This is a genomic window from Viridibacillus sp. KH_047, assembly GCF_057838945.1.
On the sequence record NZ_CM174479.1, the window covers coordinates 3,134,146 to 3,149,272 of the forward strand.

A 15,127-nucleotide genomic window follows, 5' to 3' on the forward strand; every position below is an offset into this window, starting at 1 on the left:
ATAACAAACCATTACACTCACTATACATGCCTTTTAAATAAAAAAGCAACTTCAGGCAAAGTAAGTATATAGACTTGCTATTAAAGAGTCTTTATTCATAAAGAAAAAGACCGAGCGAATGCCCAGTCCTTCCTTTTATATGAAAAATTAACGCTTACCTTTAATATATGGTTGGCCAACTGCTTTAGGTGCATTTGCCTTACCAATAAAGCCAGCTACAGCGAAAATTGTTAATACATAAGGTAAAATATGCAAGTAAACAGCTGGAATATCTTGAATATATGGAATCGAGTTCCCTGCTATACTTAATGATTGAGCAAATCCGAAGAAAATTGCCGCTCCTAAAGCACCAAGTGGATGCCATTTACCAAAAATCATTGCCGCAAGAGCCATGAAACCTTGTCCATTAATTGTTCCGTGGCCAAAGTCTCCAGAAATTGTTTGCGAATAGATCGCACCACCAATTCCACCTAAAACACCTGAAATGATAACGGCGATGTAACGCATTTTAGTTACATTTATACCCATTGTATCTGCCGCAGTTGGATGCTCTCCAACAGCACGTAAACGTAAACCAAATGGTGTCTTATATATAATCACCCAAGCAAGAATCGCTACCGCAATTGCTAGAATTGAAGTTCCATAAACATCCTTAAAGAACATAGGTCCGATTAATGGGATATCCTCTAAATAAGGAATATTAAAGCGAGGGAAACGAACTTTGATCATATCTGTTTGCCCTTTATCATAAAGCATTTTCACAGAAAATAATGCCACTGCAAGACCAAGTAAGTTGATTGCTACACCTGAAACCGTTTGATCGGCACGGAATGAAATAGCTGCTACTGCGTGTAATATTGAGAATATACCCGCAACAAGACCTCCTACTATTAATGCAATCCAAGGTGTCCAAGCACCAAATGTATCGACATATGTTAAGTTAAACACGATTCCTGCAAATGCACCTACAACCATTAAACCTTCAAGTCCAATATTAACTACGCCCGAACGTTCAGAGAACACACCACCGATAGCTGTTAAAATTAGAGGCGCCGCATAAAAAATTGCAGTAGGAACTAGGAAATATAACACTTCCAAAAAGCTCATGTTATTTCGCCTCCTTTTTCTTGCTCAATCTTTCAAGGAATACTCTAATGATATAACCTGAAGCTACAAAGAAAATAACTAACGCTATTACAATGGAAACGATTTCTAAAGGAATTCCTACGTTCGGCATATTTAATGATCCGAATTTTAAGGCCCCGAATAATATTGCACCTAATAATACGCCAAACGGTGCATTTGCACCGAGTAAAGCGACTGCGATACCGTCAAAGCCGATACCTGTAAATCCAGCTTGAACTGTAATATTACCGAATGTTCCAAGTGCTTCCATTGCACCTGCAAGACCTGCAAATGCACCTGAAATAACCATAGCAAGAATTATATTATTTTTAACATTCATACCTGCATACTCAGATGCATTTTGGTTAAAACCAACTGCTTTAAGTTCAAAACCACGTTTTGTTTTCTCTAAAATAAACCACATAATAACAACCATTACTAAAGCGATTACAAAACCGTAGTGCATACGTGAATAATCTGTTAAATTATCTAAAAAAGTCGAACGTAATGATGCCGATTCATGAATCATCGGTGTTTTTTCTCCATTATCAGAGAGTGTTTTAATCACTGCGTTGGCGACATGTAGTGCAATATAGTTCATCATAATTGTAACGATAACTTCATGCACTTGTAATTTCGCTTTTAATAAACCTGGGATAAACGCCCAAAGTGCTCCTGCTACTGCAGCAGCTAATATAGCTAACGGAAGGTGAATAATAGCTGGTAATTCAAAAGCATAACCTACATAAGCAGCTGCTAACCAACCCATAATTAATTGACCTTCAACACCGATATTAAATAAACCAGTGCGGAACGCAAATGCTACTGCCAGACCTGCCAAAATATAAGGTGTAATTTGTCGGACAGTTCCACCAAGCGTAAACATATCCCCAAAGATACCTTCCCAAAGAGCAATATAGCCTTGTACAGGGTCATAACCACTTACAAGCATAACAATTGCGCCGACAAGTAATCCAAGTATTACCGATATCACAGGGACGAGGATATTAGTCAACTTCTTCGACATGTTATTCGTCACCATCCTTTACTTGTCTTTTGTTTAATTGTCGACCTTGACCCGCCATTAACAGACCTAACTCTTGCTCAGTCGTTTCATTTGGCGTCACAGTATCGATAATTTGACCATCATATATAACTGCAATTCTATCAGAAACATTCATAACTTCGTCTAATTCAAATGAAATTAATAGAACTGCCTTTCCATTATCACGTTGTTCAATTAAACGTTGGTGTATGAACTCAATTGCACCGACATCTAAACCACGTGTTGGTAATGCAGCAATTAGTAAATCTGGATTTCGATCTACTTCACGTCCAATAATTGCTTTTTGTTGGTTACCACCTGATAATGCACGAGCAGGTGTAACTTCGCCTTGACCTGAACGAACATCATATTCTTTTATAATTCTTTGCGCAAGTTCAGAGATTTTGCTATAATCTATAACTCCAGCTTTTGCAATTGGAGACTGATAATATGTTTGTAGCGCAATATTGTGCCCGATTGGGAAATCTAATACTAAACCGTGTTTATGACGATCTTGTGGGATATGACCAACACCAGATTCCGTAATATCACGTGGTTTTAGATTTGTGATGTTTTGATTGTTTAACGAAACTGTGCCTGACTTAACTTTACGGAGTCCTGTTATCGCTTCGATTAATTCGGACTGTCCGTTACCATCAATACCAGCAATACCGACAATTTCACCGCTACGTATCGAAAGGTTTAAACCTTTCACTTTTTCAATATTTCTGTAGTCAGTTACGACTAAGTTTTCAATTTTTAAAATTTCTTCTTTTGGATTAGCCTTTGCTTTTTTAGTTTTAAATTCAACTTGGCGTCCAACCATTAACTCTGCTAATTGATCCGGAGATGTTTCTGAAGTTGTTACAGTTCCAATGCCTTGTCCTTTACGGATAACAGTGACCCTATCTGAAACTTCCATAATTTCTTGCAATTTATGAGTGATTAAGATAATAGATTTACCTTCTGCAATTAATCGTTTCATAATTTGAATCAATTCTGATATTTCTTGTGGTGTTAATGATGCTGTAGGCTCATCAAAAATAATGTTTTCTGCCCCACGATATAACGTTTTAATAATTTCTACACGTTGTTGCATGCCAACTGAAATATCTTCGATTTTTGCATATGGATCCACATTTAATCCATACTTTTCAGACAGTGCTTTAACTTTTTTCGCTGCATCTTTGATATTAACAATGCCATTTTTAGTAGGTTCACTACCTAAAATAATATTTTCTGTTACTGTAAAGTTTTCAACTAACATGAAGTGTTGATGAACCATTCCAATACCTAAGTCATTCGCAACGTTTGGGTCAGAAATTTTAACTTTCTTTCCATTTATACGAATTTCCCCAGCTTCAGGTTGATAAAGTCCGAAAAGCACGTTCATTAAAGTCGATTTTCCTGCACCATTTTCTCCAAGCAATGCATGAATTTCGCCTTTTTTCAGCTGAAGGGTGATATTATCATTTGCTACAAAAGATCCGAATTGTTTTCGAATACCTAGCATTTCTATCACATATTCCAATGTGTTCACTCCCTTGGACACTGTAAATTATATTTGTTGTTATTAATAAATTAACATAGGTTAAAAAAATTAATACAGGAAAGATTTTGAAAATCCAAAAATTCAAAACCTTTTATCTATTAATTTTTGCAGATAAAAATCATCATAAAGACTAATAGTTAACTAGCCTTTATGATGACGACTTAACTTAAATTATTTCTTTTTTTCTACTTTTTCTGGAACTTTAATTTTACCGTCAGCGATTTGTTTAGCATAATCATCAATTTTTTTCATCGTTTCATCTGAAATAGCACCATGAGAATCTGCTAATGCCATACCATTGTCTGATAAACCGTAAACTAAAGTTTCTCCACCTGGGAATTTACCTTCTTTAGCTTGTTTCGCAACGTCTTGTACCGCAACATCTACACGTTTCAAAACAGAAGTTAAAGTAACGTTTGTTTTATCGTTAACTTGTCCTTCTTTGTATTGGTCAGCATCTACACCGATTACCCAGATATTTGCATTAGGGTCTTTTGTTTTACGTTCTTTAGCTTCAGTGAATACACCATTACCTGTTGCACCAGCAGCGTGGAAAATTACATCTACGCCTGTTGTAAACATACGGTTAGCAGTTGTTTTTCCAAGTTCTGCTTTATCAAAAGCACCTGTATATTGAACATCAACTTTAATATCAGGATTTACAGCTTTAACACCTTCAACGAATCCAGCATGGAAGCGGTTAATTACAGGAATATCAACACCACCTACAAAACCAATTTTGTTTGATTTTGTAGCACTAGCTGCAGCTACTCCTGCAAGGAATGCACCTTCTTGCTCTTTGAACAAGATAGAAGTTACGTTTGGAGCATCAACTTTAGCATCAATAATTGAGAATTGAGAATCTGGTTTTTGGTCAGCAACCTCTTTGATAGAATCAGCCATCAAGAAACCAACACCGAATACAAGATCAAAGTTTCGACGAACCATACTAGTTAAGTTCGTGTTGTAATCTGAAGAAGACGTAGATTGTGCGTAGTCATAACCACCGTCACCTTTTTTCAAATCATTGTCTTTACCGAACTTTTGGATACCTTCCCAAGCTGATTGGTTGAATGATTTGTCATCCACACCACCAAGGTCAGTAACCATTGCAAGTGAGAAGTTGCTTTCTTTGTCACCTTTAGAAGTATCATCTTTAGAACCACAAGCACCTAATAAAGTACCAGCAGCTAGTACTACTGAAAGTGCTAAGCCAAATTTACGTTTTTTCAATTGGAGTCCCCCCAAAAGTGTTTGATGTTAGCAGGAATGCATACAGTTTTACACACGTTTTCGAACTACATGGAAGCTAAATTTATCAGCTCTAAAATAGTTTTTAGAATATAACACCACTCGATCGTTATCATCATAGTGGAGCTGTTTTAGAACGAGGAGAGCTGTTTCAGGCTCACACTCTAAAATTGGAGATGCTTGGTTATGATAACCAACCGGATCGATATATGTAATTGCATACGCGACATGAATATCACCAGATTCCTCTATCGCAGAAAAAATTGAAGAATCTTCACGATTTGAAAAATCATTAGGCAAATACTTTGAAGGTACTTGGTCTACACAATAGACTACGGGCTCTCCGTTTGCAGTACGAACTCTTTCAATTGATATGATAGTTTCATCTTCTTCGTAATGAAAGCGCTTTACATCATCCTCAGAAGCTGGCAACCCGAATGAACTTAAATAGTTTGTTCCGGGTTCCATTCCAGCATTTATGATCATAGAAGAAATACTTGATAAATGTTCAATTCCTGATGTAAACACAGGTTTTGGATTCACAAATGTTCCTACTCCATGTCGACGAACAATGATGTTTTCTTCTTCCAACAGTCTTAGTGCCTCACGTAGAGTGGCACGACTGACTCCAAGTGTCTTGGATAATTCGAATTCAGATGGGAGTTTTTCTTTTTCTTTAAAAACTCCTTTTTCGATATCTTCTTTCAAACGATCGATTACTTGGAGATACAAATGCCGACTATCTGTTTTAATCGTCATACATACCACCACCTAGAGAGATCTGACATCTGACGTAAAACATTCCTACTAATTCGTTACTATACCATTATTATTTAGGTAAATAAATAGGTTTTTAAAAAAACTGTGCTAAAACAGTTTTTTTTTTTTACATCTGTAGTTATTTTAGTATTTTTTTGATACTGAAAAATTTCACCATTATCATTTTCCGATAAGGACTTGACGTGGCTTACTTTTTTCAGCAGGTCCTACAATTCCTCTTTCTTCCATCTGATCCATTATACGAGCCGCTCTAGCATACCCCACTTTTAACTTTCTTTGTAAATATGATACCGATGCCGTTTCTTGATCCATTACTAATTGTACTGCTTCTTCATACAAATCATCTGTGTCATCTAAGTTCTTTAAATCATCCTCTTCTGTCGGTATCATCTCTTCTTGGTATTGTGCTTTTTGTTGACTAATAACAAAATCAACAACATCCTGTACTTCATTATCTGATAAAAAGGCCCCTTGGACTCGAACAGGTTTCGATTGTCCTGCTGGTAAAAATAGCATATCCCCTCTTCCAAGAAGACGTTCTGCTCCGCCCATATCTAAAATGGTACGAGAATCAATTGAAGAGGATACTGCAAAAGCAATTCGAGATGGAATATTTGCCTTAATGACACCCGTAATGACATCGACACTTGGTCTTTGTGTCGCGATAATTAAATGAATACCTGCCGCTCGTGCCATTTGGGCAAGTCTAGTAATGGAATCTTCTACATCACTTGAGGCAACCATCATTAAATCCGCTAGCTCATCAACAATGACGACAATAAATGGTAATTTGGGATGCTTCTCATCATTTTCGGCATTAAACGCATCAACATGTCCATTGTAGCCTTCAATATTACGTGTTCCTGTATGTGAAAACAGGTCATAACGGCGCTCCATTTCAGATACAACCTTTTTCAAAGCTTGAGAAGCTTTACGTGCATCTGTAACAACTGGTGCTAACAGATGCGGAATGCCATTATAAACATTTAACTCAACCATTTTCGGGTCAATCATCATGAGTTTCACTTCATGAGGTTTTGCACGCATTAATATACTTACTATGATGCCATTAATACAAACACTTTTACCGCTACCTGTTGAACCAGCTACCAATAAATGTGGCATCTTATTTAACTGGGCCAACTTCGCTTCACCCGTAATGTCTCTACCTAAACCAATTAGTAGTTTGGCATTAGGTTGATTATTTTCTTTTGCTTCTAACACTTCACGTAAACTAACAATTGCCACTTCTTTGTTTGGTACTTCGATACCAACAGCCGATTTCCCCGGAATAGGTGCTTCAATACGTATATCTTCAGCTGCTAATGCTAAAGCTAAATCGTCTTGCAAACCGACAATTTTACTTACTTTAACCCCTTTATCTGGAAGCACTTCATACTCTGTAACAGCTGGGCCTAAATGGACTTCTGTCACAGTTGCTTTCACACCAAACGATTGAAAAGTTTGCTCAAGCTTTCGTGCATTTGCTTGAATCAATGTAAATTCTCCACTTTGATCAACATGTGGTGGTGCTTTTAATAAAGACATTGCCGGTAATTGGTAATTGATATTTTCAATAACCTCATCACCCGCCATTGGTTGAATCTCTATTTCTTCTTCTGGTTCTATATCCTGTGGTATTACTTCAGGTTCTACAATACGTTGTGTAAAAGCTGAAATAATCGGTTCCTTATGGACAGGAAGCTCTACGTCTGTGGCAGCTTCAAGATTTTCTTCAATTTGTTGCGTCGCTTCATCTTTTGCAGATTTACGAGCGCGACGTGATGAAGCTTTTGGTGCCTCTTGTTTTTGCGGAGACCTTCTTGCTTGTTTCGCACTTTTCGCTTGGGTACGACGTTCTCTCCATTTTGTTTGCCATTCAGGTATCTTTTGCATTAAGTATGGAACTAATGCCTTCCCAGTTAATAAAATCATCCCTATAAATAGCATTAACCAACTAGCAATAGACGCTCCGGCAGAGTCAAATAAAACAAAGAAGCATGCAAATAATAAAGCGCCGACCATCCCACCACCAAATGATTGACTACGTTCTTCAATACCACCACTCGTTATGAGTATTCTCCATGTTTCTTTTAATACGGAATTACTTCCAATTCCATTTCCATTTAGTAATTGTTCAAACAGTGCAATATGACTAAATAAAGTTAGACTCCCTAGTATAAATGCACAACCTAGAATCGTTCGGTTCTTCATATTCGGAATGGTTCTACGAATCATTAATATAAGGGCACTAAGAATAAGCATAAATGGTACAGCAATTGACCAATTACCAAATAAAAACAAAGCAGCTGTTTGAAAGAATCGGCCAACTAAGCCATATTCAAAGAATGTTATGATGGCAATTCCCACCAATAGGAGGCCAATGATTTCATACATCAGAGGATGCATCGTTAGTTTTTGTTCTGGCTTTTTAGGTTTTGTTTCTTTTTTCTTTTTTGTAGCCAATTTCCTGACCTGCCTTTCTCTTTTAAAGGAAAAAAGGATTTCCCACCATAAATCGGCTAGGAAATCCTTTGTATCCGCTACGCATTAATATTCCATAATAATCGGGATGATCATTGGGCGGCGCTTCGTTTTTTGGAATAAATAGGAATTTAGCGTATCACGGATTTCTTGTTTAATGTTTGTCCATTCATACGTACCTTTATTCACATACTTTTCGACAACATTCTTCACTAGTGCTGCAGACTCTTCCATTAGTTCTTCTGATTCACGAACATATACGAATCCTCTAGATAAAATTTCCGGACCTGAAGCAATTTTCTTGTGTTGACGGTCAATAGTAACAACAACAATAAAGATACCATCTTGACTTAATAATTTACGATCGCGTAAAACGATGTTACCTACATCACCAACACCGATGCCGTCTATTAAAACATTACCAGCAGTTACACGGCCGCTCATACGCATTTTTCCGTTTTTGTATTCTACAATATCACCTTTATCAGCGATGAAAATTTGCGCTTTCGATAGACCTGTTTCTTGTGCAAGTTTAGAGTGTGCTATTAACATACGATATTCCCCTTGAATAGGAATAAAGTACTTTGGTTTCATAAGATTAAGCATTAATTTAAGGTCTTCTTGCGAACCATGTCCAGATACATGTACCTTTTTATCGGCTGACATTACTTTCGCTCCTGCTTTAGCAAGGCTATTCATTGTTTCAGCAATTTGTACTTCCATACCTGGAGAAGGTGTGAAAGTAATCAAAACAGTATCAGTAGGTTTAATTCGAATATCACGATGATGCTTACGAATAATTTTCTCAAGACCTTCTAAAGGCTCGCCTTGATTACCCGTTACAATTGCGACAATTTCATTTTCAGGGTAATCATTGATTTTACTTACTGGAATAATTCTTTCTGGATCTACAGAAAGATAACCCAAACGCATACCAACTTCAAAAACATTTTCTAAACTACGACCTACAACAGCAATTTTACGATTTGATGCTGCCGCTTGATCGAATACTTGTTGAATACGTATGAAATTTGATGCATAAAGTGCTACAAGGATTCTTCCTTCAGCACGATGGAATGTTTTTGATAATCTTTCACGGATAATTGATTCTGAGATTGTATATCCTGGGCGTTCTGCTTCTGTTGAATCAGACATTAAGATGAAGACACCCTCTTCACCAAGTCCAGCCATTTTAGCGATATCTGGCTTGTACTTACCTTGTGCTGATTGGTCAAATTTAAATTCGCCAGTGTGTACGATTGCACCTTCCGATGTATGGAATGCAACTCCAAGTGAATCTGGAATACTATGCGTTGTATGGAAAAATGTCACATACGTCGTTTGGAAATTCATACGACTTTTGCTTGTCACTTCAAAGAATTTTACTTGTTGTGGAGCGGGCAATTCTTTTAAATGTTCTTTCGCTAAAGCAATTGTAAGTTTTGAACCATACACTGGTGCATTGACTTTTTGTAATAGGTACGCAATTGAGCCAATTGCATCTTCATGACCATGCGTTAAGAAGATTCCTTTTACTCTTGTTTTGTTTTCTTCTAAATATGAAATGTCTGGAATAACAAAATCAATTCCTAGCATTTCATCCTCTGGGAACATTAGTCCACTATCGACTACAAATATCTCGTCATCAATTTCTACGACATACATTGCTTTGCCGATTTCACTAACCCCACCTAGAGGTATTACTCGTATTACTTCATTTTTTGTTTTAACCACTTGTTTTCCTCCTAAAAATAATCCCGAACAGCATCCACTTGTTTTTATTATATCGGTAGTAGACCGTTTTCACAAACAAAAAAAGAATGGGTTTTATCACCCATTCCATTTTTTTATTGGAACTGTTTTTGTTTTGCTAGATAATGTTCCCAAACTATATCAAAATGTGCTTTTTCTTGTTCAGTCAGCTCCACTAACGGCAACCTAACTGTTTCAGATGAAATATTTAATTTACTAAGAGCATATTTAACTGCCGTTGGATTCGGAGTTGCGAACAAAGCACGAATTAAAGGTAGTAACGCTTGATGTATAAACGCTGCATCTTCATGGCGCCCGTCTTTAAATGCTCGGATCATTTTCTGCATATCTTCACCAACAACATGTGCTGCTACAGAAATGATACCAGAACCCCCAACTGCTAAAAGTGGTAAAGTTAAACCATCATCACCCGAGTAAACTTTGAAACCAGTAGGTGCACCTGCTAGAATTTCTGTCATTTGATCAAGACTACCACTTGCTTCTTTCACAATTTGAATATTTGATATTTTACTCAATTCTAGAATCGTTTCAGGTAGTAGATTTACTATTGAACGTCCTGGAATATTGTAAAGCATAACCGGTAACGTTGTTTCTTTAGCAATCGCTACAAAGTGAGCATACATACCGCGTTGGCTAGGCTTATTATAATATGGTGTCACAAGCATAACGCCATCAACACCAGCTGCCTCTGCTTCTTTTGTTGCTTGAATCGATTCCGCCGTATTATTACTTCCTGTACCAGCAATTACTGGAACACGTTTACGTACTGTTTCAACAACAAACTGGATAAGATGCATTTTCTCTTCATGTGTTAATGTTGGTGATTCTCCAGTTGTACCACAAACAACAATTGAATCAGTCCCTGTTGCAATTAGATGTTCGACTACTTTTGCCACCATTTCATAATGGATAGAGCCATCTTCGTGAAATGGTGTAATCAATGCTGTTGCTACATTCCCTATGTTCATAAGTGACGCCCCCTTAGATTATGCCTTCATCAATCAAAGCTTCTGCGATTTGGATAGAATTAAGTGCCGCACCTTTTAATAGGTTGTCAGCAACAATCCATAAATGGAAGCCATTATCCTTCGCTAAATCTTTGCGAATACGGCCCACAAATACTTCATCTTCGCCTTCTGCATAGATTGGCATTGGATAACCTTGCGCTGTAATATCGTCAACTAGTAAAATACCAGATGCGTTTTCAAGTACCTTCTTTACATCTTCGACTGACACATTATCTTTTTCTACTTCAATATAAACAGATTCAGAGTGTCCTGATACAACTGGTACACGAACACAAGTTGCTGCGACTGGAAGCTCTGGCATATGCATAATTTTCTTCGTTTCATTAATCATTTTCATCTCTTCGTATGTGAAGCCATTTTCAGTGAAGACATCAATTTGTGGAATAACGTTTCTAGCGATTGGATAATGTTTTTTATCGCTTTTAACTGGTAATACATTTGCTTCTACTTCTTTACCTTTTTCCCACTCACCACTTTGTGTTTTAAGCTCTTCAATGGCATTTATACCTGAACCAGATACTGCTTGATATGTAGATACGATTACATTTGATAAACCAAATGCTTTTTTAATTGGTTCTAATGCTGCGACCATTTGAATTGTTGAACAGTTTGGATTGGCAATAATCCCTTTGTGTTTAGACAAATCACCCGGGTTTACTTCAGGTACAACAAGCGGTACTTCTGGATCCATTCGGAAAGCGCTTGTGTTATCAATTGCAACAGCACCACGTTTTGCTGCTTCTGGTGCTAACACTTTTGATACAGCACCACCTGCACTGAATAGCGCAATATCTACACCTTCAAATGCTTCAGGTGTTGCTTCCTCAATCGTGTATGACTGACCGTTAAATGTAATATCTTTTCCAGCAGATTTTTTGGAAGCTAATAATTTAATCTTACCAATCGGAAACTTACGCTTAGCAAGCTGCTCCATCATTTTTGTCCCTACTGCTCCTGTAGCACCTACGACAGCTACTGTATATTGCTTAGTCATCATACATCTCTCCTCAACTCAACATTGATAATGGCGCTATTGTATCATAATTCTTCATAATTGTGTATAAAAATTAAATTATTTAGTATATTGAATCAATAATGGTTGAAATTGTTTCTTTTCTAACGCATTTATTACTGTTTCATTTATTTTAGTAAAATCGGAAATTAATGAATTTGGCTTCTTATATGGGTCGTCTTGCCCAAATGGTATAAAGAAAATATTCTTCGTATTTAGGAGTTTCATGAGATTCATTCCATTTAACCCCAAAGCGTCATTCGTAGAAACGCCGATGACAACTGGGCTACCGTTACGTAGTGTCGCTTTCGCTGCCATTAGAACTGGTGATTCTGTTGCCGCATTAGCAAATTTACTGAGTGAGTTCCCTGTCATCGGTGCAATCACCATACAATCTAGTGGATTCCTCGGACCAAGTGGCTCTGCATCCGCCATTGTCTTAATCACTTCATGACCTGCAACTTCCTCTATTTTCGCAATCCACTCTTCCCCTGTACCAAATCTGGTTGCCGCATGCAATACTGAGTGGGTAATAATAGGCACCACTGTTGCGCCTTCATCTCTGAGATGTTTGATTTTCGGTACAACTTCTTCATACGTACAATGTGATGCAGTTATGCCAAAGCCGATGCGCTTCCCATCAAGCATGATGTTCCTCCTTATATTTTGCATTATGCAGTTCAATCGTTTGAATTAGTAAATCTGCAGCATCTTGGGGGAAAAATTTCCCGGGCAATGCTGGTAATTGTATATAGTCAAAATCAGGTTGTTCTTCAAACGCCAGACATCCTGGAGCTGATGCTAAATCAAACACAGTAGTAGATGATTGTAACTTCTCGCTAAAAGCGCTTGTAAGCCACTTTACGGGGATTGTGTTAATGATATAGTCGGATTTACTTTCAAAAGCCTCAGGCGCCAAAACAGAAGCTTTATAACCAAAAGCTTCGGCTTCATATATTTGAGTTGCTGACCGTGCCATAACATGGATTGTAGCACCTAGGTCTCTACATAATGCAGCAGTCATCTTTGCGACTCTTCCAAATCCTGTAATAACTAAATATTGCCCATCCATTGATCTTTGTTCATGATCGTAGAATGATCTGAGCATCCCTTCTGCAGTGAGCTTCGCATTTTGCCATATAAATTGTTCGTCTTCTAGGTAGTAAACAGTTTGGGTAGTAGATAACTGTTGTTTAAAGTCTGGAGTCGTTCTTCCAACAAACAACATTGCATTCTCTGCCACACTAAAAAAACTATTCATATCTGCTGACCATTTAGGTGGGTGAATAGGTAAAACAATGCGATTTGGTTGAAGCTTTTTGCTCAACATTAAAAGCTCTTCATTCCACTCATCAGTATATTTGTACACAACGGTTCGATTAGGTTTTGAAAGTTGTACTGCAAGCTTTTTAAAACGTGCGTCCGTTCCTATAAGTAGCCATCTTTCATCGGTCATTCTGTTAACCCCGAATTCATTGGCTTTACTTGATTAAATAGAATTCGATCTTCCCCAATGAGAACAATTTCATCCCATGGGATATATTCTTGCATTTTTGGTGATTTTGCTTTAAATGGAATTCGAGGCCCTCTATGAATCATTTCAAAACCAAAAATTTGACCTGTTTTTGGGTCAAGTAAACACTCGGTCTCAGCCAAAATACCAAAACGTATGCCATCATTCATTTGAATTAATTCTTTTTCAGCTAACTCTGATAAGAGCATGCTTCCCCTCCTTTTCGCATGTATATTATGTATATGCTTTTGCCCTGTTTTTAGTGATTTTTTGCTTCAAGGAAAAAAGAACAAAAGAAAAGCTAAGGGCGTTAGTTGCTTCCCTTAGCTGGTGTAATGATGGAACTTGCAAATGGTTGTTTTAAATGGTCATTAATAATTTGATTTACTGATTGTACAGTTACTTGTTTGAGTTCTGCTAGTGCTTTTTCAATTGTACGATCATAACCAAATACAAGTTCGTTTTTAGCATTGCGACTCATAAAATCATATGCTGTTTCTAATCCAAGAAGTAAATTACTTTCAAGTTGTTCTTTTGCAAATAGTAATTCTTTTTCAGTAATACCTTCTCGGCATATCGTATCGATGGAATGAGTAATTGTTTGCTGCAACACAGGTAGCTGATGTGGCGAAGTGCCAGCATAAATCACAAATGCACCGGCATCTTGATACGCAGAATAATAGGAGTAGACGGAATAAGCAAGTGCTTTTTCCTCTCTTACTTCTTGAAATAAACGAGAAGACATAGAATCACCCAGCACACTATTTAATACAACTAAGCTTAATAGATTAGGTGCTTGCATACTTAACCCCGGATAGCCCAATGCCAAATGTGACTGTTCTACTTGACTCTTCTTTTCGATTTTCGCTGGAACAAATGTTGGTGAAGTGAAAATTGTAGGCTCATATGATGTTGTTGTTGGGAATTGATTGAATAATCTCTCAATCGTTTGAATTAACGTTGGTGACAAATGACCCGCAATTGAAACTACTACTTGTTCGGGACGATAATGCTTGTGCATATATGCCAGAAGATTTTCACGATTAAACGTTTGTAATGTTTCTGTTGTTCCTAGTATCGGCGAACCTAATGCGTTATTTGGAAACATTGCCTGCCATAATCTTTCATCTACATCATCGTCAGGTGCATCTTCAGTCATTGCAATTTCTTCTAATATCACTTGTCTTTCCTTGTCAATATCTTCAGGACTAAATTTGGAATGAAAGAACATATCAGACAGTATCTCAATTGCTTTTTCTGCATGATGATCTAAAACAACTGCATAATAACATGTATTCTCCTTTGAAGTGAAGGCATTGAGTTGCCCTCCAATACGATCAAATTGTTCAGCTATATCTTTTGCCGAACGTTTTTCTGTCCCTTTAAAAAGCATATGCTCAATGAAGTGTGTCATTCCATTTTCATGCGGTTGTTCGTATCGAGAACCTACATTTACCCAAATCCCCATTGCTACTGAACGTACATGCGGTATATCTTCCGCAACGATGCGTACTCCATTAGCACAAATATGTTTTGTAACCAAATAGTTTCCTCCTTATAATAC

General features: G+C 37.3%; 13 protein-coding genes. All 13 read right to left on the reverse strand.

Annotated features, from left to right (window positions below; genetic code table 11):
* Window positions 1–147 precede the first annotated feature (147 nt).
* The gene (locus tag AC3IS5_RS15475; RefSeq protein ID WP_193738759.1) at window positions 148–1,107 is read right to left on the reverse strand and encodes an ABC transporter permease; all 960 of its coding nucleotides are present in this window, start codon (window positions 1,105–1,107) and stop codon (window positions 148–150) included.
* Window position 1,108: 1 nt separating this feature from the next.
* On the reverse strand, window positions 1,109–2,152 hold the full coding sequence (locus tag AC3IS5_RS15480) for an ABC transporter permease (protein ID WP_489425211.1): 1,044 nt from the start codon (window positions 2,150–2,152) through the stop codon (window positions 1,109–1,111).
* A gap of 1 nt (window position 2,153) precedes the next feature.
* A complete protein-coding gene (locus AC3IS5_RS15485; RefSeq protein ID WP_489425212.1) occupies window positions 2,154–3,701 on the reverse strand; it encodes an ABC transporter ATP-binding protein in 1,548 nt (515 codons plus the stop codon).
* 192 nt (window positions 3,702–3,893) lie between these two features.
* A complete protein-coding gene (locus AC3IS5_RS15490) occupies window positions 3,894–4,955 on the reverse strand; it encodes a BMP family lipoprotein (RefSeq protein ID WP_489425213.1) in 1,062 nt (353 codons plus the stop codon).
* Window positions 4,956–5,003: 48 nt separating this feature from the next.
* Window positions 5,004–5,732 carry a GntR family transcriptional regulator gene (locus AC3IS5_RS15495; protein ID WP_489425214.1) on the reverse strand — a complete coding sequence of 243 codons (729 nt, stop codon included), beginning with the start codon at window positions 5,730–5,732 and terminating at the stop codon, window positions 5,004–5,006.
* A 180-nt stretch (window positions 5,733–5,912) separates the two neighbouring features.
* Window positions 5,913–8,162, reverse strand: coding sequence for an FtsK/SpoIIIE family DNA translocase (locus tag AC3IS5_RS15500; protein ID WP_489427913.1), 2,250 nt, complete (start codon window positions 8,160–8,162; stop codon window positions 5,913–5,915).
* A gap of 141 nt (window positions 8,163–8,303) precedes the next feature.
* Entirely contained in the window at window positions 8,304–9,971 is a 1,668-nt protein-coding gene (locus AC3IS5_RS15505) for a ribonuclease J (protein WP_489425215.1), read from the reverse strand.
* A gap of 113 nt (window positions 9,972–10,084) precedes the next feature.
* Window positions 10,085–10,978, reverse strand: coding sequence for a 4-hydroxy-tetrahydrodipicolinate synthase (gene dapA, locus AC3IS5_RS15510; protein WP_489425216.1), 894 nt, complete (start codon window positions 10,976–10,978; stop codon window positions 10,085–10,087).
* 13 nt (window positions 10,979–10,991) lie between these two features.
* Window positions 10,992–12,032 (reverse strand): aspartate-semialdehyde dehydrogenase, encoded by a 1,041-nt coding sequence (locus tag AC3IS5_RS15515; RefSeq protein WP_489425217.1) that lies wholly within the window; start codon window positions 12,030–12,032, stop codon window positions 10,992–10,994.
* A gap of 78 nt (window positions 12,033–12,110) precedes the next feature.
* Window positions 12,111–12,698, reverse strand: a complete 588-nt coding sequence (locus tag AC3IS5_RS15520; protein ID WP_053417424.1) for a dipicolinate synthase subunit B — start codon at window positions 12,696–12,698, stop codon at window positions 12,111–12,113.
* Window positions 12,691–13,506: an NAD(P)-dependent oxidoreductase gene (locus AC3IS5_RS15525; RefSeq protein WP_489425218.1), complete on the reverse strand. Its 816-nt coding sequence runs from the start codon at window positions 13,504–13,506 to the stop codon at window positions 12,691–12,693. Before AC3IS5_RS15525 ends, AC3IS5_RS15520 begins: the two co-directional genes overlap by 8 nt.
* Complete coding sequence (locus tag AC3IS5_RS15530) at window positions 13,503–13,772, reverse strand: YlmC/YmxH family sporulation protein (RefSeq protein WP_489425219.1); 270 nt, start codon at window positions 13,770–13,772, stop codon at window positions 13,503–13,505. The genes AC3IS5_RS15525 and AC3IS5_RS15530 overlap by 4 nt, the downstream gene beginning before the upstream one ends.
* Before the next feature lie 101 nt (window positions 13,773–13,873).
* Window positions 13,874–15,106, reverse strand: coding sequence for a M16 family metallopeptidase (locus AC3IS5_RS15535; protein ID WP_489425220.1), 1,233 nt, complete (start codon window positions 15,104–15,106; stop codon window positions 13,874–13,876).
* Between the last annotated feature and the right edge of the window lie 21 nt (window positions 15,107–15,127).

What these genes read in the sequence shown, in the direction of transcription:
- AC3IS5_RS15475 (WP_193738759.1), bottom strand. Translation starts at nt 1,107, where the DNA reads ATGAGCTTTTTGGAAGTGTTATATTTCCTAGTTCCTACTGCAATTTTT.
- AC3IS5_RS15480 (WP_489425211.1), bottom strand. Translation starts at nt 2,152, where the DNA reads ATGTCGAAGAAGTTGACTAATATCCTCGTCCCTGTGATATCGGTAATA.
- AC3IS5_RS15495 (WP_489425214.1), bottom strand. Translation starts at nt 5,732, where the DNA reads ATGACGATTAAAACAGATAGTCGGCATTTGTATCTCCAAGTAATCGAT.
- AC3IS5_RS15500 (WP_489427913.1), bottom strand. Translation starts at nt 8,162, where the DNA reads ATGCATCCTCTGATGTATGAAATCATTGGCCTCCTATTGGTGGGAATT.
- dapA (WP_489425216.1), bottom strand. Translation starts at nt 10,978, where the DNA reads ATGAACATAGGGAATGTAGCAACAGCATTGATTACACCATTTCACGAA.
- AC3IS5_RS15515 (WP_489425217.1), bottom strand. Translation starts at nt 12,032, where the DNA reads ATGACTAAGCAATATACAGTAGCTGTCGTAGGTGCTACAGGAGCAGTA.
- AC3IS5_RS15520 (WP_053417424.1), bottom strand. Translation starts at nt 12,698, where the DNA reads ATGCTTGATGGGAAGCGCATCGGCTTTGGCATAACTGCATCACATTGT.
- AC3IS5_RS15525 (WP_489425218.1), bottom strand. Translation starts at nt 13,506, where the DNA reads ATGACCGATGAAAGATGGCTACTTATAGGAACGGACGCACGTTTTAAA.
- AC3IS5_RS15530 (WP_489425219.1), bottom strand. Translation starts at nt 13,772, where the DNA reads ATGCTCTTATCAGAGTTAGCTGAAAAAGAATTAATTCAAATGAATGAT.